This window comes from Shewanella sp. 10N.286.52.E4 (assembly GCF_041468785.1).
GTDB classification, from domain to species: Bacteria; Pseudomonadota; Gammaproteobacteria; order Enterobacterales; family Shewanellaceae; genus Shewanella; species Shewanella electrodiphila.
The window spans coordinates 1-19,444 of sequence record NZ_JBFRJJ010000007.1; the positions used below are offsets into that span (position 1 = coordinate 1).

At 42.0% G+C, this 19,444-nt stretch carries 14 protein-coding genes; 6 read left to right on the forward strand and 8 right to left on the reverse strand.

All coding sequences use genetic code 11. The features are described 5' to 3' along the window. The first annotated feature begins 1,198 nt into the window (after positions 1 to 1,198). On the forward strand, positions 1,199 to 2,416 hold the full coding sequence (locus tag AB4153_RS03860; RefSeq protein WP_371996447.1) for a DUF3644 domain-containing protein: 1,218 nt from the start codon (positions 1,199 to 1,201) through the stop codon (positions 2,414 to 2,416). Positions 2,417 to 2,490: 74 nt separating this feature from the next. Here the strand turns inward: AB4153_RS03860 and lysS are convergent, their stop codons facing one another. From lysS to AB4153_RS03875, 3 genes are all read right to left on the reverse strand, one after another. Next, on the reverse strand, positions 2,491 to 3,993 hold the full coding sequence (gene lysS, locus AB4153_RS03865) for a lysine--tRNA ligase (protein WP_371996449.1): 1,503 nt from the start codon (positions 3,991 to 3,993) through the stop codon (positions 2,491 to 2,493). A 12-nt stretch (positions 3,994 to 4,005) separates the two neighbouring features. Beyond that, positions 4,006 to 5,104 (reverse strand): peptide chain release factor 2 gene (gene prfB, locus AB4153_RS03870; protein WP_198589602.1). Its coding sequence is split into 2 segments (ribosomal slippage): positions 4,006 to 5,028 and positions 5,030 to 5,104, totalling 1,098 coding nucleotides; the frame shifts between segments, so codons are not numbered across the junction. A 373-nt stretch (positions 5,105 to 5,477) separates the two neighbouring features. Further along, positions 5,478 to 7,142, reverse strand: a complete 1,665-nt coding sequence (locus AB4153_RS03875) for a methyl-accepting chemotaxis protein (RefSeq protein WP_102529256.1) — start codon at positions 7,140 to 7,142, stop codon at positions 5,478 to 5,480. Between the two features lie 453 nt (positions 7,143 to 7,595). On the opposite strand from AB4153_RS03875, the gene fdhF reads away from it, so the two are divergent. Then, positions 7,596 to 11,828 (forward strand): formate dehydrogenase subunit alpha, encoded by a 4,233-nt coding sequence (fdhF, locus tag AB4153_RS03880; protein WP_371996450.1) that lies wholly within the window; start codon positions 7,596 to 7,598, stop codon positions 11,826 to 11,828. Between the two features lie 417 nt (positions 11,829 to 12,245). Here the strand turns inward: fdhF and AB4153_RS03885 are convergent, their stop codons facing one another. After that, complete coding sequence (locus AB4153_RS03885) at positions 12,246 to 12,800, reverse strand: TMEM165/GDT1 family protein (protein ID WP_229371217.1); 555 nt, start codon at positions 12,798 to 12,800, stop codon at positions 12,246 to 12,248. A gap of 402 nt (positions 12,801 to 13,202) precedes the next feature. Between AB4153_RS03885 and AB4153_RS03890 the strand changes: the two genes are divergently transcribed. Beyond that, complete coding sequence (locus tag AB4153_RS03890; protein WP_371996451.1) at positions 13,203 to 14,291, forward strand: cation diffusion facilitator family transporter; 1,089 nt, start codon at positions 13,203 to 13,205, stop codon at positions 14,289 to 14,291. A 151-nt stretch (positions 14,292 to 14,442) separates the two neighbouring features. Continuing rightward, a complete protein-coding gene (locus AB4153_RS03895; RefSeq protein WP_248955604.1) occupies positions 14,443 to 14,859 on the forward strand; it encodes a MarR family winged helix-turn-helix transcriptional regulator in 417 nt (138 codons plus the stop codon). A gap of 67 nt (positions 14,860 to 14,926) precedes the next feature. On the opposite strand, the gene chrA is transcribed toward AB4153_RS03895, so the two are convergent. Beyond that, on the reverse strand, positions 14,927 to 16,078 hold the full coding sequence (chrA, locus tag AB4153_RS03900) for a chromate efflux transporter (RefSeq protein WP_371996452.1): 1,152 nt from the start codon (positions 16,076 to 16,078) through the stop codon (positions 14,927 to 14,929). 165 nt (positions 16,079 to 16,243) lie between these two features. Continuing rightward, positions 16,244 to 16,681 carry a MarR family winged helix-turn-helix transcriptional regulator gene (locus AB4153_RS03905; protein WP_303515577.1) on the reverse strand — a complete coding sequence of 146 codons (438 nt, stop codon included), beginning with the start codon at positions 16,679 to 16,681 and terminating at the stop codon, positions 16,244 to 16,246. 193 nt (positions 16,682 to 16,874) lie between these two features. On the opposite strand from AB4153_RS03905, the gene AB4153_RS03910 reads away from it, so the two are divergent. After that, positions 16,875 to 17,066, forward strand: coding sequence for a cytoplasmic protein (locus AB4153_RS03910; RefSeq protein ID WP_102529249.1), 192 nt, complete (start codon positions 16,875 to 16,877; stop codon positions 17,064 to 17,066). Positions 17,067 to 17,161: 95 nt separating this feature from the next. Beyond that, on the forward strand, positions 17,162 to 17,818 hold the full coding sequence (locus AB4153_RS03915) for a lysozyme inhibitor LprI family protein (protein WP_157936236.1): 657 nt from the start codon (positions 17,162 to 17,164) through the stop codon (positions 17,816 to 17,818). A 99-nt stretch (positions 17,819 to 17,917) separates the two neighbouring features. On the opposite strand, the gene AB4153_RS03920 is transcribed toward AB4153_RS03915, so the two are convergent. Together AB4153_RS03920 and AB4153_RS03925 are read right to left on the reverse strand one after the other, a co-directional pair. Further along, positions 17,918 to 18,304: an RNA polymerase subunit sigma gene (locus AB4153_RS03920; RefSeq protein ID WP_102529247.1), complete on the reverse strand. Its 387-nt coding sequence runs from the start codon at positions 18,302 to 18,304 to the stop codon at positions 17,918 to 17,920. Positions 18,305 to 18,588: 284 nt separating this feature from the next. Beyond that, a complete protein-coding gene (locus AB4153_RS03925) occupies positions 18,589 to 19,287 on the reverse strand; it encodes a DUF3581 domain-containing protein (RefSeq protein WP_102529246.1) in 699 nt (232 codons plus the stop codon). Between the last annotated feature and the right edge of the window lie 157 nt (positions 19,288 to 19,444).

Genomic DNA, 19,444 nt, shown 5'->3' on the forward strand with positions numbered 1-19,444 from the left:
TCGTGGCGCTTCGCCCACACCAGACTAAAAGGGAGTGAACTGCGACTCCCTCTTAGAACACCCCGCAGCTCCGGCGAAATTTAAACAGCAAAATTTCCAACGGAGAATCATCCAGCTTTTAACATCGTTTGTAGCCAGCTTCGGTAAGCTGCAAAAATCGCTAACGCTTACGATGGGGCGTCCCTTCCCCTCGAAAGCTAGCCAGACATCCATGTCTGGACTCACGCGATTTTCTTACTTACCTCAATTCAAATTGAACATTCAGATAAGAGCAAAAGTACCAAAATCACCCAAAGCTATATTATCTCTACTTTTTAACCTAACTAAGCCAAACGAACCTACGGGCACAATAGACTCCGTTGGAAGTGTCCGAATCCGTTGAGCTAATTTGCGTGATGGAGGCAGGACTTTATTTACATATCAAAACTTCGTTTGGATTAACGTCGTGGGTTTTCCACCCACACCCGAGCAAAAGGGAGTGGACGGCAACTCCCTCTTGCATCACCCTCGCCGCTCCGGCGAAATTTAAATAGCAAAATTTCCAACGGAGAATCATCCAGCTTTTGACGACATTTGTAGCCAGCTTCGGTAAGCTGCAAAAATCACTAACGCTTACGATGGGGCGTCCCTTCCCCTCGAAAGCTAGCTGGCCATCCATGGCCAGACTCACGCAATTTTTTTGCTCACCTCAATTCAAATGGAGCATTCAAATAAGAGCCAAAGCAGTTTTAAACCTTTACAGAATGAGCCCTATAACAACAAATGAACTCGCAGACTCAATAATCTCCGTTGGAAGTGTCCGAATGCGTTGAGCTAATTTGCGTGATGGAGGCAGGACGCCGACATAGCCTCAGTTGAGCCATGGATGGCGAATCTGAGGCGGTAGCTAATTCGCTCTATAGCATGAGGTTCAACACTTCGCCGGAGCGGCACAGGGAGATGCAAGAGGGGGATTGCTGTTGATCCCCTTCTTGCTCGGGTGTGGGTGGAAAACCCACGACTTTGGCAAACATGGGTTGTATTAATTAAAGTAAGCTAAGTAGCGCACATAACAATTATCCTGTAAGTTTATAAATTAATTGCATAAAATTTATTATTTATGCAATCAACAATTGATTCAGGTTAAAGTAAAATATTTAAGTTTTCACTGAGCCATAGGCCCATACATTCATAAAGTCGTATTAATTCGGGAATACCAATGGACAAGTATAATTTGGAAAACTTCTTAGAGTTTCTTCGTGATAAAGAGAATAAAAAAGAAGAATTTACAACTCTAGAGGCATTTAACGCCGTAGAAGGCTTGGCTATCGGCAGTATTAGAAAATACATCAGCTCAAAGCTTAAAGGTACTTTCTTATCTAAAGGAAGCAAGCGTGGCCAATGGATAACAAAAGGTGTCCTTGAAATATCTAATGATGAATTTTTAAGGCACATGTCTCAAAGTGCTAACGCCAAAGAATTAAGCGCGAAAGACAAAATGTATTACAGCCTTGTCGATAGAAGTAGAGAAGCTTTTACGCTGGCAATTGAACTTTATAACAGGCCCAGTCTTAAAAATAGAGTTGAATCATTCGCCATATTAATGGTTAATTCTTGGGAACTATTAATAAAAGCTGAAGTATTAAAGGCTCTTGGCTATGATTCTGTTTTTGAGAATAATGGAAGAAGCATTACTATATCTCAAGCCATTAGCAAACGTTTACAAGAAAAAGATCCACTAACAAAGAATCTAAGAACACTTATCGAACTTAGGGACGATGCAACACATTTATTAATCCCAGAATTACAGCCTCAACTATCTAGATTATTCCAAGCAAACGTTCTTCATTACCAAAATCGCTATAAAAACCAAATGGGCAACTCACCTATTTCAGGTCAAAGTGTTGGGATGATTAGCCTTATCATAGATGGCCCAGTAGCAGAGATGGCAGTCATTAAAGAGTGCTATGGAGAATTGACTCACAAGCAAGTAGTAACATTCTTGGCAAAATTTGATGCCTTAAATAAAGAATGTCCAACTAACGAGTTTGCAATATCTGTAGACTACCAGCTTGCATTAACGAATAAGATTGGGGATGCTGATTTAGTTTTGTCCGCAGGTGAAAATGGTCAACAAGCGATTGTTATTACCAAACCAAAGGACTTAGATAAAACCCATCCTTATCACACAGCAGAGGCCATTGCTGAGATAAACAAAACTCATGGATTGCTTGTTATCAGTACATATAATTTTACTGCTATCACTGACAAACATAAAATTAAAAACAATAAATCCATGTATGACTTCACAGACCGCCCAAGATACTCACAAGCTTTTGTTAACTGGGTTGTTAAGCAACTTAAACAGCCTGACTGGTTGGAAAAAGCAGTAGATTCTAGAAAGCACAAACTTACCAAAAATAGAAAAGCTAAGTAACAAAAAACCAGCCACTTTTTCAAGTAGGCTGGTTTTTTTAATCGTGATTGTTAAGCCAACGGCTTAACCAACAATTACCCTTGTGGGCGCATCGCTGGGAACAAGATCACGTCACGGATGGTGTGCGTGTTAGTGAATAACATCACTAAACGATCGATACCAATACCTTGACCTGCTGTTGGTGGTAAACCGTGCTCTAGTGCAGTGATGTAGTCTGCATCGTAGAACATCGCTTCGTCATCACCAGCATCTTTTGCATCAACTTGCGCTTTAAAGCGGTTGTCTTGATCTTCTGCATCGTTAAGCTCAGAGAAACCATTTGCAACTTCACGGCCGCCAATGAAGAACTCAAAACGGTCGGTGATGAAGTGGTTGTCGTCGTTACGACGTGCAAGTGGTGAAATATCAGCTGGGTAACCGGTAATGAACGTAGGTTGCATTAACTGTGTCTCAGCGGTTTCACCAAAGATTTCTTCAAGTAGTTGACCACAAGTCCAGAATTTTTCGATAGTCATGCCAATGCTTTTCGCAAGGTTACGCATGAACTCAACATCTTTAACTTCTTCGTAAGTCATAGACTGAATCGTTTCGTTGTCTGGGTTGTACTTCTTAATCGCATCTAACATGCTTAAACGCGCGTACGGGCCACCAAAGTCAACAGTGTGCTCACCGTATGGAAGTTGTGGTGAACCACAAAGTTCAGTGGCGATTGAGCTTAGCATTTCTTCAGTTAGATCCATTAGATCGTTGAAGTCAGCATACGCCATATAGAATTCCATCATAGTGAATTCTGGGTTATGACGTGGCGATAAACCTTCGTTACGGAAGTTACGGTTGATTTCGAATACTCGCTCAAAACCACCAACAACTAAGCGCTTAAGGTAAAGCTCTGGTGCAATACGTAAGTACATTGCGATATCTAACGCGTTATGATGCGTTTCGAATGGACGAGCTGAAGCGCCACCTGGGATGCTGTGCATCATTGGGGTTTCAACTTCCATGAACTCTTTCTTCACCATGAAGTTACGGATAGCCGAAACCACTTTTGAACGCATGATGAAGGCTTCACGTGACTCTTCGTTAACGATTAAGTCAACATAACGCTGACGGTAACGAGTTTCTTGGTCTGTTAGGCCGTGGAATTTTTCTGGTAGCGGACGCAATGCTTTAGTCAGCAATTGGTACTGCTCCATGTTCACGTATAAGTCGCCTTTACCAGAAAGGTGAAGCTTACCAGTCACGCCTACGATGTCACCAATGTCTAAACCTTGGAACGTCGCTTTTAAATCTTTTTGAACATCTTTACCAGCGTAAGCTTGAATACGACCAGATACGTCTTGGATAACTAAGAACGGGCCACGTTTAGCCATAACACGACCAGCGATTGAACGCTGAACGTCCATGCCTTCGAGTTCTTCTTTAGTGTGATGACCGTATTCAGCTTGAATATCGGCAGCCTTGTGTTTTCGATCGAAGTTATTTGGGTGACCATTTGCTGGGCAGTTTTCGCGGATGTGGTCTAACTTCGCGCGGCGCTCTGCAATTAACTTGTTTTCGTCTTGAGTTTGTTCAGTCATCTTCTTCTCTCGTTAAAGGCCAGATTTAAGGCTAGCTTCAATAAACTTGTCCAAATCGCCATCTAAGACGCTTTGGGTATTTCGGTTTTCAACACCAGTACGTAAATCTTTAATACGGGCATCATCAAGTACGTATGAGCGGATTTGGCTGCCCCAACCAATATCTGATTTGGCGTCTTCCGCGGCTTGCTTATCAGCATTTTGTTTGAGCATTTCTAGCTCAAACAGTTTAGCTTTTAATTGTTTCATTGCAGCGTCACGGTTCTTATGTTGCGAACGGTCATTTTGACACTGCACGACGGTGTTCGTCGGTAAATGGGTAATACGAATTGCAGATTCGGTTTTGTTGACGTGCTGTCCACCCGCACCCGATGCGCGGTAGGTATCGACACGTAAATCCGATGGATTGATATCAATCTCGATTGAGTCATCAATTTCTGGATACACAAACACTGAGCAAAATGAAGTATGACGCTTACCTGACGAGTCAAATGGTGACTTACGCACTAAACGGTGAACACCGGTTTCTGTGCGCAGTGAACCAAAAGCATATTCGCCATTAAACTTGATGGTTGCGCCTTTAATACCGGCAACATCACCATCGGTAACTTCCATTAGTTCAGGTTTGTAATCATGGGCTTCACCCCAACGTAAATACATACGTAGGATCATGTTAGCCCAGTCCTGCGCTTCGGTGCCGCCAGAACCTGATTGGATATCTAAATAACAGTTTGCTGCATCATGAGGGCCTGAGAACATACGACGGAACTCAAGTTCCTCTAAACGCTTCTCAAGATCTTCTAATTCAGTGCTGGCATCATTAAAGGTTTCTTCATCGTCTTCTTCAACGGCAAGTTCAACCAGTCCTTCAATATCTTCAAGACCACTGTCCATATCATCGATGGTTTTCACCACAGCTTCTAATGATGAACGTTCTTTACCTAAGGCTTGGGCGTTATCTGGATCGTTCCATACTTCGGCACTTTCAAGCTCTCTTGTGACTTCTTCTAAACGCTCTTGCTTAGCAGCGTAGTCAAAGATACCCCCGAAGAAGTTCGGTGCGGTCAGCGAGTTCCTTGATTTTGAATTTAACTGGGTTTACTTCAAACATGATTATTTCTACTTTAATGGAAATTTAGATTGCTGCAAACCGAGTATTCTAACCTATAGCAAGCGCTAAACCTAGGGGCAAGCACCCTCGTTTTAGTGACTTTTTATCACTTTATTGGTCTGTGCTAACTATCGGTTTAGATACGAGTATAAGGACAGCTATAAGTAGAGGTATAAGCAACTGTGTAAGTATCGGTTAACAAGAAACCTAGCCTTTACGCTTATCACCTTCTAAAAGTCGCTCAATAGTAGATATTTACTGACACAAAAAAGACGACTCAACATTGTGAGTCGTCTTAATGGAGCGGGATTAAATTAACGTTTAAGTTAGCCCTAATAATAACCTTGTCATTAAGCCTGTCATTAAGCCTTTTTTAGACCTTAAATTGACTTACTAACGTCGATAAATAATCACCAGAACTTGCCACAGAAGTACTCACCTCAGCTGCTTGCTGACTCGATGATAGCAACTCATTGACGATCTCTTGTACCGAGGTGATATTACGATTAATTTCTTCAGTCACTGAGCTTTGCTCTGTTGCGGCCGTAGCAATCTGAGTACTCATGTCGTTAATACTGGTCACCGATGAGGTCACAGCACCTAAACTTTCAGATATCGCTTTCGATGAATCCACCGAACGTATACCACTTTTCTGGCTTTGCTCCATCGCATCAACCGCTTGACCGACTAACTTATGCAGTTCAGATAGCATTTCATTAATCTCAACGGTACTGGCTTGGGTTCGACTAGCTAAGCTACGCACCTCATCAGCAACTACTGCAAAGCCGCGACCTTGCTCGCCTGCCCTTGCAGCTTCAATGGCTGCATTTAATGCCAGTAAATTGGTTTGCTCAGCAATGCCGCCAATAACTGTCAGCACTGAATTAATTTTTTTAGACTGCTCACTCAGCGAACTAATATTCTCTGCAGCGCCATCTATTTGCTTCATTAACAGCGAGACTTCATTTAATGAAATATCGACACAATCTTGTGCTTTAAGGACAAAGTCAGATGCGACATCTGTTGCCTCAGCCACACTGTTGGTGTTTTGCGCCACGTCATTTGCCGTAGCTGACATTTCAGTAATCGCTGTAACGATTTGATCGACTTCGCTGTTATGGCTATACAACTGATTTGAAATCGTCACAGTTTGATCGTTAATAGTTTTAGCCGCACCTTTGACTTCATCAGTGGCGCCGGATACTTCAGTAATAATCGCTTGGAGTTTTTCGACAAACAAATTAAATGCGATGCCCAATTGCGCAATTTCGTCATGGCCATTGATCGCTAAACGTTGAGTTAAATCCCCGTCACCGCTGGCAATGTCATTCAGTGAGTTAGCCATATTTTGGATCGGTTGTACCATTCGATGTGCAATCACCACCAGGGCTGATGCGGTTATCACGCCTAATATTGAGGTAATCAACAAAAAGAACATCACACTCTTGTTCATCTCTTCTTGTTGTAATACCTGAAATTTTTCTATCACACCTTCAATATCATCAATATAAGCGCCCGAACCTAACATCCAATTGGTATTCGGGATCATTACTGCATAACCGAGTTTTTCAGTTAACCCTTGGGTATTTGGCTTTTGATAATAGTAAGAAAAATTACCTTCACCCGATTTAGCAGCATTAAGCAAACCAACAATGATTTTAGTGCCATTGGGGTCGGCCATATCAATTTTATTCTGCCCTTCTAGCTGTGGCTGCATCGGGTGAAAAATATTGACCCCTGCATCATCATAGATAAAAAAGTAACCCGCACTACCAAAGCGCAAATCTCTCAAAGCTTGATTCACATTACCTTGTGGGCCTAAATTAATTTGGTACTCAACAACGCCTTGAGCTATTTCAACAGCTTCTTTGAGCTGATTTTTGCGTTCTAACACTAACTCATGTCGAAAATCTTTAATGTCATTATTAAGAGACTGCTGTTCGCTAATATAAAACAGCACTAACACAACGGTGAGAATAACAATTAATGGAATAAGAGAAAGCGCAAGAAGCTTATTTCGAAGAGATAACCGCAACATATAACTTACCTTTAAAAGTGATAACCTTTGAAGTATATATGTCACATTGAATTAAGTTACAAAAATTCAACAATAAAGATAAATTGATCACAAATATATCTCGAACGTGATACAGATTAGAAATACCTTATTTATGAACCTCTAATAAGAATATCCCCATACCGCTTTAAATAATTTCAGCCGATAATTCATCTGCTATTTATACCTGCCCACTTAAGATTAAAAGCGCTTCATAATTCGTTGTAGTTATAAGTTTTGGCAAAAATGAGATCAAAGTCAGCGACGATATTTCTATTAATCGCTTTAGCGCACATAACAAACTTGAATGTGAAGCCAATTACAAAAATAAACTCCATCCATCTCGGTTCATTCTGTTCAGAACTAAATCAGTATATTTTGTAGTACTAATAAAAGGCTAATAAAGCCAATGATAAATTAAACAAGGCCTACAAGATGATTACACTCAAAATAGACGACAAATCTTTGTCGGTTAATCGTGACAGGAATCTTCTCCAAGCTGCACATGATGCTGGCATTACCATTCCTAGCTTATGCGACCCAAGCCAAGCAAGTTCAGCCCCTAATCCTGATAAACAAGATTGCGATCTTTGTGTGGTCGACATTAAAAATAATGACGGTAGCTGTCGTAAAGTAAAAGCCTGTAAAACCCTCGTTGCCGAAAACATGCAAGTCACTACCCAAACGGCTGAATTAAGCGAGCTACGACGCAATGCGTTAACCCATATTTTGTCTGATCATTTTGCTGACTGTGAAGCACCCTGTCAGCAAGCCTGTCCTGCCGGCGTTGATATTCAAAGTTATCTATTTCATATCGCTCAAGGTAATCACACCGAAGCGGTAAAAGTAATTAAACAAACCTTGCCACTGCCGTTATCTATTGGCCGTGTGTGCCCTGCTTTTTGTGAAGCTGAATGTCGCCGTGGATTAGTCGATGAGCCCGTGGCGATTCGCCAATTAAAACGCCATGCAGCTGACTTAGATTTAGCTGATGAACACAGCTACCAAATTGAGCGCAAACCCGATACAGGCAAAAAAGTAGCCATTATCGGTAGTGGCCCAGCGGGCTTAAGTGCGGGTTACTTTTTAGCAAACCAAGGCCATAACGTCAGTATTATTGAGTCTATGCCCCAGGCTGGCGGCTGGCTACGTTATGGCATTCCTGAGTATCGTTTACCAAAAGATATACTCGATAAAGAAATTGCCTTACTGACTGATAATGGCCTTAACATTCAAACTAATACTCGCCTCGGCGAAGATGTTCACTTAAAGCAATTAACTGACGATTTTGATGCGGTTTGTTTAGCTATTGGCGCGCAAAAAGCGGTACCGATGAATTACCCAGGTAGCCAACTCAAAGGCTGTTATTTAGGCGTTGATTATTTACGTGATTACTGCACTGATAAAAGTTATGCCGTGGGTAAAAAAGTTGCCGTAATTGGTGGCGGTAATACCGCGATTGATTGCGCGCGCACCGCAGTGCGAGCAGGCCATGATGTCACCTTAATCTATCGCCGTACTCGCGATGCTATGCCTGCAGAGCCCTATGAAGTACATGAAGCTGAAGTTGAAGGGGTTAAATTTCACTTTTTGACCAACCCAGTTAAAAACATCAGCGATGAAAATGGTCAAGTTAACGCGATAGAGCTTGCAACAATGGTATTAGGCGAGCCAGACAGCTCAGGACGTCGCTCGCCAAAAGCCAGTGGCGAAACCTTTATTGAAGCGTTTGATACTGTTATCGCAGCTGTGTCACAAACACCAGACATGAGCTTTTTAGAACACCCTGACAGCTATCTAACCAGTGGCGAAATCGCTTTAAGCCGCTGGAATACCTTTATTGGTTGTGAGCACACCATGTCTGCGGGGGTTGAAAAGTTATTTGTTATTGGTGACTCACGCACTGGCCCAGCCACAGCTGTTGCTGCAATTGGTGATGGCCGTAAGGCCGCGATTGCTATTGATAAGTTGCTGCACCAAGGTTTAAGTTGTGAATTAACTCCACAGCAGTTTAATGCGACTAAAGCCGCAAAAACCAATTCTTTAAGCGCTGAATTATACCCAAATACGCAAGCAGAACCGCGCTATAAAATGGCTGAACTCACTGCTATCGAACGCCAACTTAACTTCAATGAAGTTGAACAAGGCTTTGAGCACACTGAGGCGATGAAAGAAGCGGCTCGTTGTCTTGAGTGTGCTTGTCAGGCCAATACCGATTGTAAGCTGCGTGACTATGCCACTGAATATCATGTTGATGCTAAAGCACTCGACACCAACAAGATGCAGCAATTTTCAGTGGATAAAACCAGTCCGTTTATTCAGTTTGATACCAACCGCTGTATTAGCTGCGGCAAGTGTGTTGATATCTGTGGTCAGCAGAGCGGTCATAATGCGATAAAGTTTGAACAAGACAGCTTCCAAGCTTTACCAAACAGTCACGATACTGAACGCCAAGCGCCAAGAGTTGGCTTTAACGTCACCATGGCCGACAGTGATTGTGTTCAATGTGGCAACTGCGTGCAAGTTTGTCCAACAGGCGCATTAGTTGATGCCCGCGATAAACGCCAAGGCTCAACTGAAGAGTTAAACACCACTTCAACCATTTGTACTTATTGCGGTGTGGGTTGTCGCATTAATGTCAGTGTGTCGCCAACAACAGGCAAAATTTGCCACGTTGAAGGCAGCAATGATTCAGATGTGAATGAGGGGATGCTGTGTGTTAAAGGTCGTTTTGGCTATGACTTTATTCAAAGTGAACAACGCTTAACCACGCCGCTTATGCGTAAAAATGGTGAGTTAATTCCTTGCAGTTGGGATGAAGCCATCGACACGATTGCAGATAAGTTAACCCAAATAAAAGCCAACAAAGGCGGCGATGCCATTGCCACCTTAGCCTCTGCAAAAGCCACTAATGAAGATAATTATTTACTGCAAAAATTTGTTCGTAGCATATTAGGGACTAACAACGTCGATCATTGTGCGCGTTTATGTCACGCCAGCACAGTATCGGCGCTGCAACAAAGTCTAGGTAGCGGCGCGATGACAGGCGATATTCCTGGGATCAAAGAATCTGATTTAATCTTTATTTTGGGTTCAGACACCTGTAATGCTCACCCGATTATTGCCTCGAAGATCAAACAAGCGATCCGCCATCACGGTGCACGTTTAATGGTCGCCGATCCTAAACGCGTGTCGATTGCCGATGAAGCCGAGCTTTATGTGGCGCAAAAGCCTGGCAGTGATGTGGCCTTAATCAACGCGATTATGGCTGAGATAATTCGCAACGACTGGCATGACAAAGCATATATTGCACAGCACACAGAAGGTTTTGAGGCTGTTATCGATACTGTGATGCGCCCTGAATATACCTTAGAAACTGCAGCCAAAGTCTGTGGCATCAGCGCTGATAACATTGCCAAAATGGCCAAATTAATCGGTACGGCAGAGAAAACTGCTATTTACTATGCCATGGGGATAACCCAGCATACTTCAGGCCATGACAATGTTACTGCCATTGCTAACTTGCAAATGCTCTGTGGCAATATTGGTAAAGCGGGTGCTGGTATTAACCCACTTCGTGGTCAAAGCAATGTGCAAGGCGCTTGTGATATGGGGGCGTTGCCACAATATTACACTGGCTATCAAAAAGTGGATAACCCAGCGGTACAAGCTAAATTTGAACAACACTGGAACACGACTCTTTCGCCTAATGTCGGTTTAACGGCTACTGAGGTGATGCATGCGATCAGTCACGATCAAGTGGATGCGTTATATGTGATGGGTGAAAACCCAGTGCTTAGCGATCCCGACCAAGCACACGTACTCGAAGCCTTAGAGAAAATCCCATTCTTAGTGGTGCAAGATATTTTCTTAACCGAAACTGCCCAGTTAGCGGATATTGTTTTACCAGCAGCATCATTTGCTGAAAAACTAGGCCACTTCACTAATACTGAGCGCCGAGTACAACGCTTACAACCTGTATTAACTCCACCAGGTCTTGCCAAGCAAGATTGGAAAATCATCCATGCTATTGCCAATAAAATGGGCGCTAATTGGGATTACGCTAACGAGCAAGCCATCACTGACGAGATAAACCAAGTGACCCCGCAGTATCAAGGGATCACATGGGACAGACTCAATAATGATGACCAAGGCAAACCAAGCAAAGGTATTCAGTGGCCGTGTGCCAATCAGCAACACCCTGGCACCAGAGTATTACATCAAACTGCGCCTATTAAAGGTAAAGGCTTGTTTACGGCAGTCACCCACCGCAGTCCTGCTGAAACCACCTGTGATGAATACCCATTAGTGTTATCTACTGGGCGCTTATTGGAGCAGTTCCACACAGGCACTTTGAGTCGTAAAACCCAAGGGTTAGATATATTAGGCACGCCAAGAGTGATGATGTCGGTGTTTGATGCTGAGCAATTGGGCGTCAGTAATGGCGATATGTTAAAACTGTCGACTCGACGTGGCGAGTTGGAAATTGCAGCGTTCGTGACTAAGCGTGCTCAAGCTGGGGTGCTATTTTTGCCGTTCCACTTTGCTGAAGCCGCAGCGAACAAGCTCACTATTAATGCGATTGACCCTGTAGCTAAAATCCCAGAGTTTAAAGTGTGTGCAGTTAAAGCTGAGTTAGCTCAACCTCAAGTTGCACGAGCGGTATAAGCTTTCAGGTGACAAAACGGTAGCACTTGGAAATAAATAGTGATTTGAAGTTAAAAGGACTTTAAAAGCTGTGGTAGCCACATTTTACTGGCGACCACAGCTTCACTTTATCAAGCTTTAATCGCCAGCTTTTTAACATCGGGCGCGTAGAGGTAAACCACCTTGGTATACCTATACAACTAAGCAAGCATTAGTGAACAACTATTAGTGAACAACTATTAGTGAACAAGCTGTACTAAACAAGCTGCACTAAACGAACATCAGTGAACAGCTATTAGTGAACAACTATTAGTGAACAAGCTGTACTAAACAAGCTGCGCTAAACGAACATCAGTGAACTGCTATTAGTGAACAAGCTGCACTAAATAAGCTGCACTAAATAAGCTGCACTAAACAAGCTGCACTAAACAAGCTGTGCTAGACAAGTATTGTTCCAACCGCTAGCAATAAAAATAATCCCGCTGTCACTCTTCTTATCGCTGTCAAAGGTAACTTTTCAGCCGACAACTTACCGATGAGCACCACAGGAACATTGGCAATCAGCATGCCGATCGTCGTCCCTAATATCACCATCAATAATGCATCGGCATATTGCGCCCCTAAAATCGATGTCGCAATTTGGGTTTTATCACCGATTTCAGCAATAAAGAATGCAATAAAGCTGGCGACAAAGGGGCCACGATTGGAAATTTTTTCGTCATCATCGAGCTTGTCAGGAATAAGCACCCAAGCGGCCATAGCAAGAAAACTGATGCTAACCACCCAAGTTAATACTTGTGGGGTTAAGTAGTCTGCGATCACAACACCAAGGTAAGCCGCTAATGCATGATTGGCTATGGTCGCTAAAAAAATAGCAGCAATAATAGGGATTGGTTTTCGGTATCGACTCGCAAGCAGTAGCGATAAAAGCTGAGTTTTATCTCCTATTTCTGCTAGAGCAACGGTCGTTATGGATATGGCTAAAACGCTCAAAAAGGTCTCTTATAGAGGTGGGGATTATGTTTAACCTAAGACAACGCTCACTCCCCACCTCGGGTTGTGATCATTGTCTATGGTCTCACTAAATTTTTCAGTCAACGACAATTAACCATCATTGAGCTAGGAATAAAATCTTGAACGCCATGATGATTTTGCATCAATTATGTTGACGAACAAACCGACTCAATAATGTGAGCGGCAAGTTACTCCCCAAAGACAGCGGCAGTGTAAAGATTGTCAGTATCTTTTGCAAGAGTCGTAATTACGGTAAATAAGATAATTGTGATGTAACGTCACTATGTCACTCTCGCTCAAAAATGGCCTTGCGACATTGATTTAGTTTGATAGCCAAGGTAAGTTAACAAAATACTTTGATAATCAAACTAAGGTGTCATTTTGAATTTTGCAGTCGAGCATCATCACGATTTTAATGCCCAGAAAAGTTCAGGGGAAAAAAGAACCCTTTACGTATTAATACTCACAGTCACAGCCATGGTGGTTGAGATTATTGCTGGTACGGTTTTTGGTTCGATGGCACTACTAGCTGATGGTTGGCACATGGGCACCCATGCCGCAGCGTTTTGTATTACCTTGTTTGCTTATCGTTATGCACGCAAGCATGCTCACAGTGATAAGTTTTCTTTTGGGCCAGGTAAAGTCAGCGTGTTGGGCGGCTATACCAGTGCTATTGTCCTTGGTGTTGTGGCATTACTGATGATAGTTGAATCGGTAAGTCGACTATTTAATCCTCATACGATTCAATTTAATGAGGCTATCATTGTGGCCTTTATCGGCTTGGCCGTGAATGTCGCCAGTATATTTTTATTGGGTGACCACCACCATCATGATCACGACGGGCACTCACATGGCCACTCACACGGGCACTCTCATGAGCATTCACATGAACAGGCTGATAAGCTCTCGCACAAACACTGCCATGAAAAAAATCATCACAATAGCCACTCACATGACCATAGCAAAACAGATGAGCATTCCCATGAACATTCTCATGGACACTCTCATGAAAATGGCGAAAAACATCATGACCATAATTTACGCGCAGCCTACATGCACGTATTGGCTGATGCGCTCACATCGGTATTAGCGATTGTTGCATTGGTGTTCGGTAAATTTTATGGCTGGCATTGGTTAGATGCTGTTATGGGAATAGTCGGCGCACTTGTGATAACTAAATGGACCATAGGCTTGATGAAGCAAACCAGTCCTATTTTATTAGATGAGAATATTAATGAGGAATATCGCCAGTCAATTAAAGCGGCCTTAGCACCTTATGCTGAAGTAAAAGATCTCCATATTTGGAAAATCAGTGGTCATCATTATTCAGCAGCAATTACCTTAGTGTCGACAAAAAATGATATTTCAATCGATGAATATAAGACCTTGCTGAGTCAATTTGATAAAATCAATCATCTGACACTTGAAGTTCATCCATCACCTGATCAAATGACTAATCAGATGGCTTAATCCAGTGACTAATCCAATGACTAATTAAATGGCTATTTAACTAAGTCGATTAACTAGGTCGATTAACTAGGTCGATTAACTAAGTCGATTAGCCAAGCTGATTAAGCCTGCCAATTAAGCGAATAGATTGAATGTATTTATGAGTTATCACATGAAAGATATTGAAAAGCTGAATCAAACCATTACTGAATTTTATGACAAAATGTCTTCTTGGGAGCAATCCGTTGTAAAGGAAACGGGTTACTCGTTGGCACAAACTCATACGATTGAAGTGCTTGGTATTCACGGCGCCTTAAGAATGAAAGAGCTTGCCCAAAAGCTTGGTATTACAACAGGTACCTTAACAGTTCAAGTGGATAAGTTGGTCAGTCTTAATCTGGTTGAACGCTGTGCTCACCCTGAGGATGGCCGCTCAACGGTCATCAAACTCACAGATGCTGGTGATAAGATTCATCGACAGCACAACCAGTTGCACCTTGACTTAATGAACGACTTAACTCGCCATGTTGACCCTGAACAAGCAACAGTATTACTGGCATGCTTAGAGAAAATGAATCAAGAATTTTAAGGCTATAGCAATAGAAAAATCGACTATAGCCCCAGAGATAAAAGATTTGGCGGGATTCAAATAAGCATTATAAAAAGCTCACCAAGGCGCCAGTCGCAGCAAAACCTAACACCAACAACACAATGTTTGGTTTACATGTTTTAAGCACCGCAAAACCCGTTAACACCAATGCCATATCAAGCGGTTCTACCACTGCTGAAGTAAAAACAGGACTATACAGCGCGGCAAACAATAAGCCGACAACGGCAGCATTTACCCCAGAAATGGCACCTGAAATTGCAGGCCTTTCACTAATGGCATGCCAGCTTTTTAAGCCCACCAGCATTAATAAGAAACCTGGTACAAATATCGCTATCGTAGCAACCAGTGCGCCGAGTATCGGCTGCTCTAACCATAAGTCAGCCCCTAAAAAAGTGGCTAAAGTGAACATTGGGCCAGGTACCGCTTGCGCCAGCGCATAACCCGTTAGAAAGCGATCTGAGCTGACCATTTCACCCACATTGGCTTCAAGTAATGGCAGCACAACATGACCGCCACCAAAAACTAAACTGCCCACTTGATAAAACTGCGCAAAAACCTGACCTAAAGTGCCCGTTTGGTTAATAAAGTAAAAGCTCGCCAGTAGACCAACAATAAATATTGAAAGCCATGCATAGTTCAATTTAATCGGCGTGTTATCTGGGGTAATATTCGCGCCTTTAGTCAGTACCATCACACCGATAATCGCTGCTATCAGTAACACCACAATTTGGGTTAGTAATGACGGGAACAGCATAATGCTTACAGCTGTGCCAACCATGAGCACTCGCGCTGTTTTACGCTGACAGAACTGACCAAACATGCCGAGGGTGGCATCTGCAACGACAACGACAGCTAATAATTTAAGACCATGTATCACACCAGAAACAACTTGGGTTTCTAGCCAGTGAGCACTCGTTACAGCAAGCAGGAAGAGTAAAACAAAAGAAGGTAAGGTAAAGCCAACAAATGCAGCAACTGCCCCCGCAAGACCACCACGGTGGTATCCGATAGCAAAACCAACCTGACTGGAACCAGGTCCTGGCATAAATTGGCTTAACGCCACTAAACTGCCATAACGTTTATCATCAAGCCAGTTCAGCTCATTGACAAAGGTCTGTCTAAAATAGCCAATATGTGCAGCTGGGCCGCCAAAGCTAATAAAACCTAATGCTAAGAATCGAGTAAAAATCTGCCACATAATTAAACTACTTCCATATCGCTTAAATACTGTTTTGCATCAGTACAACGGCGACAGACTTTATAAGGGTGAGCTAGATAAAGTCAGTGCGATTGAGACTAAAGATGCTTTCACGCTAATTATATGACAGTTTAATTTAACTTTTATGACATAGAGATAATCAATTTAATCTTTAAGATTCATTAGCGCGTTTTCACAAAGCTGTTTTAATTGACGCAATTGCTCTGCATCACCACCCACTTTACAACGCATTAATTCAGGAATGCTTTTCGCTTGTTGGTGTAAGGCTTTGCCCGCTTCTGTGAGATGCAGTACGCGAACACGCTCATCGTCTTTATTACGATCACGAATAACCAATGCTTTAGTTTCTAATCGTTTTAATAACGGCGTTAAGGTTCCTGAATCTAAATGCAGTTTTTCACCTAATGTTTTCACGCTAATGCCCGACTCTTTCCACAACACCATCATCACTAAATATTGTGGGTAAGTCAGAGATAATTGATCAAGCAAGGGACGGTAAGCTCGAATGAGCGCATTCGTTGCACTGTACATAGCAAAACAAACTTGATTCTCTAACGCCAAGGGATCCATTTTCTGACTCATGGTGACTCCTTTCTCGATAAAATGAGTGATACAAACCTATGGCGCTATCTTAACATATTTAATTGCGCACAAGTTAATATCCAGATTGTCGAATTATCAAAAAATAGTCTATAGTTTTTCCCGTTTCAGCCGATAACAAAATACTGCTATCTACATGTCGTATTGTATAGCCGCAACTTATGAGTGAATACCCATGTCTTTATCTATCAATGCACCATCATCAATGCCAACTAATATTGATTCTGGCAGTAGTTTAAAAGTGGCTGTGATGGCTAAAAACCAACAAAAAGTGGAAGGACAAATGGCAATGCAGTTAATTGAAGCTGCACAACCTGAGCCTCAACCTGTTGGCAATGCTGGACACATCATCAACACCAAAGCGTAAGTTGAATTAATACTCCCGCTTTAAAACAGTACTAATAAACACTGAATACGCTATGATTTGTTCTATGAGTTATTTAGAACAGGATGTTGATAACAATGTTGACACCAATGCAAACAATTATGCGTATTCAGACTTCACGACTTTCAACTCTCGCTTTTTCAATTTTATTTTTATCGTGCTCAGTTAATGCATCTGACGCCGTCTCCCCCGCTTTTGATTGTCAAAAGGCCAAAAGCCAAGTTGAAGTGTTAATTTGTCAGGACAATCAACTTGCCAAGCTAGATATGCAAATCAATGCAACATATCAAAAAGTGATCAATCAAATTAGCAGCGAAGAAATAGCCCATGTGAAGGCTTTTCAGCGAGGTTGGATTAAAGGTCGCGATGATTGCTGGAAAGCGGAACAAATTAAGCAATGCGTGCAATCGTCTTATGAAACACGATTAACTGAATTACAAATTGCTGCAGGTGAATTTGAAGTACCTGAACCCATTCAATATGAATGCGGCCTTGAAGCAAATGATACGTTAACCAAAGTAACGGCATATTTTTATAATGACACAGCAATTCCCGCAGCAATGCTCACGGTTTCGCCTACATCCGATTATATTAACGCGACGAATTTAGCCTTGTTAACCCGCACGGCATCAGGGGCAAAGTATCAAGGGCAAAACTTTAGCTTTTGGACTCATCAAAGTGAAGCGACTTTCAGCCAATATGCGCAAGCCGATCTCAACTGCAAATCACATTAATATCACCCCGAGATAAAACCAAAAACCATAAAACAAAAAACCATGTCATATGACATGGTTTTCATTGTTATTCTACAGAAACGCTGTTGCGATAAGTGGTTAATTTAAAATAGTGTAACCACGATTAGCCATACAATTACGTACTACGGTTTCTTTTTCTGCCTGATAATTTGCTTCGTTTGCGCGTCTATCACGTGAGCCACCCAGTAACCCAGAAACAACACCAACACCTGCGCCGATTTTAGCACCGTCAGAACCACTGCCACCTGCAATCGCAGTACCTGCAGCGCCTACAGCTGCACCTTTAGCAGCACTGCTGACCACGCCACGAGAGTTGCTATTTTTTTGCACTTGCTGTGACATTTCAGTGCATTGATGCTCGTCATACACAAAGTCTTTATCGTCTACGCCTGTTTTATCATAAATGATATTTGCGCTTGCAGAGAAAGCAAAAAAAGTCAGTGAAACCAGTAATAATTTTTTCATTTGAATGCCTCAAGCGGAAATTAATGTCGTCACATTGCAATTGTTATCATTCGCAATGTCATTGATATTGTATAGCCTACCTTAATTTTAGCGTAAAAAAGGAATATCACCTTTTACGAATGGAATAATGGTAAATGACACAAGGTTTACTCCACTTAATCTCACAAATATAGCTCACAAATATATTACATAAAGCTATATTTCAAACACAAAAATCAGATTTTAAGCATAAAAAAAGCAGCGTTATTAGCTGCTTTTTATCATCAATAACGCTGATGAGCTTATTAATTTAGCTTACTACTTTCATAAGTGTGGCACATCTGTTGAGCTTGTTCTTCGTTATACTCACGTAGTCCGCTTAACACTAAGGTTTTCACTCCACTGCCGATCACTTTGCCTTCGCTTTTTAATGCAAATTGCAATGTCACATCACCACGCTTACCGTTAATCTCCATGTGCTGCTCTACTAACTCTAAGCTCATTTCAGTGAACTCAAACGTGTCTAAATGAAACGACATGCTTTCGTATATCACTAATGGTCGCGTTGGATTAATCATCATGCCGTATTCTTTCATCATAGGCACCAACACATGAATAAAGTTAAGCCCAGAAAAAGCCACATAACTTTTAATAAAAGCCGCAGTTTGCACATCACACTGACAAACTTCGCCTTGGCGTTCTATGTGTAAATACTCTTTACCTTTGGTATCACAGATACTGAACTTCTCGCCTGCATCTTTATCTAGCTCAAGCTCGATGCCATCGCCAACCATACCGGCAAATTTAAACTGCATGTTTTGGCTTAAACCAAACTCAGTTAACACTAAGGCAAATAACAAATCACCAGGGACACAAAAACGTTTGGCACCGACATTATGAATAGGGTTAAAGTCTTCAGCGACGTGTTTTGCAAAGTCACTCGCTTGTTGGGCTGAAATAAACACGCTCTGATCTTGCTTGGCATAATAAGGTGACAAAAACATATACATCCATTCTTAAATCGTGAAAGAAATCCCTCTCTCGTCGAGCTGGGCTTTTTTTATTTGCACCGAGTGTACTAGAAAAATCCCAAAACACTCAGCCGATGACTCATTTAACAACATTAAAGTTAATGATTGACCGAAAACATAATGTGACCTT

Bases quoted from the DNA above. Each gene is read 5' to 3' on its own strand.
- AB4153_RS03915 (WP_157936236.1), top strand. From the start codon at position 17,162: ATGTTGACACCAATGCAAACAATTATGCGTATTCAGACTTCACGACTT.
- AB4153_RS03860 (WP_371996447.1), top strand. From the start codon at position 1,199: ATGGACAAGTATAATTTGGAAAACTTCTTAGAGTTTCTTCGTGATAAA.
- chrA (WP_371996452.1), bottom strand. From the start codon at position 16,078: ATGTGGCAGATTTTTACTCGATTCTTAGCATTAGGTTTTATTAGCTTT.
- lysS (WP_371996449.1), bottom strand. From the start codon at position 3,993: ATGACTGAACAAACTCAAGACGAAAACAAGTTAATTGCAGAGCGCCGC.
- AB4153_RS03905 (WP_303515577.1), bottom strand. From the start codon at position 16,681: ATGAGTCAGAAAATGGATCCCTTGGCGTTAGAGAATCAAGTTTGTTTT.
- AB4153_RS03875 (WP_102529256.1), bottom strand. From the start codon at position 7,142: ATGTTGCGGTTATCTCTTCGAAATAAGCTTCTTGCGCTTTCTCTTATT.
- AB4153_RS03925 (WP_102529246.1), bottom strand. From the start codon at position 19,287: ATGTTTTTGTCACCTTATTATGCCAAGCAAGATCAGAGCGTGTTTATT.
- AB4153_RS03920 (WP_102529247.1), bottom strand. From the start codon at position 18,304: ATGAAAAAATTATTACTGGTTTCACTGACTTTTTTTGCTTTCTCTGCA.
- fdhF (WP_371996450.1), top strand. From the start codon at position 7,596: ATGATTACACTCAAAATAGACGACAAATCTTTGTCGGTTAATCGTGAC.
- AB4153_RS03910 (WP_102529249.1), top strand. From the start codon at position 16,875: ATGTCTTTATCTATCAATGCACCATCATCAATGCCAACTAATATTGAT.
- AB4153_RS03895 (WP_248955604.1), top strand. From the start codon at position 14,443: ATGAAAGATATTGAAAAGCTGAATCAAACCATTACTGAATTTTATGAC.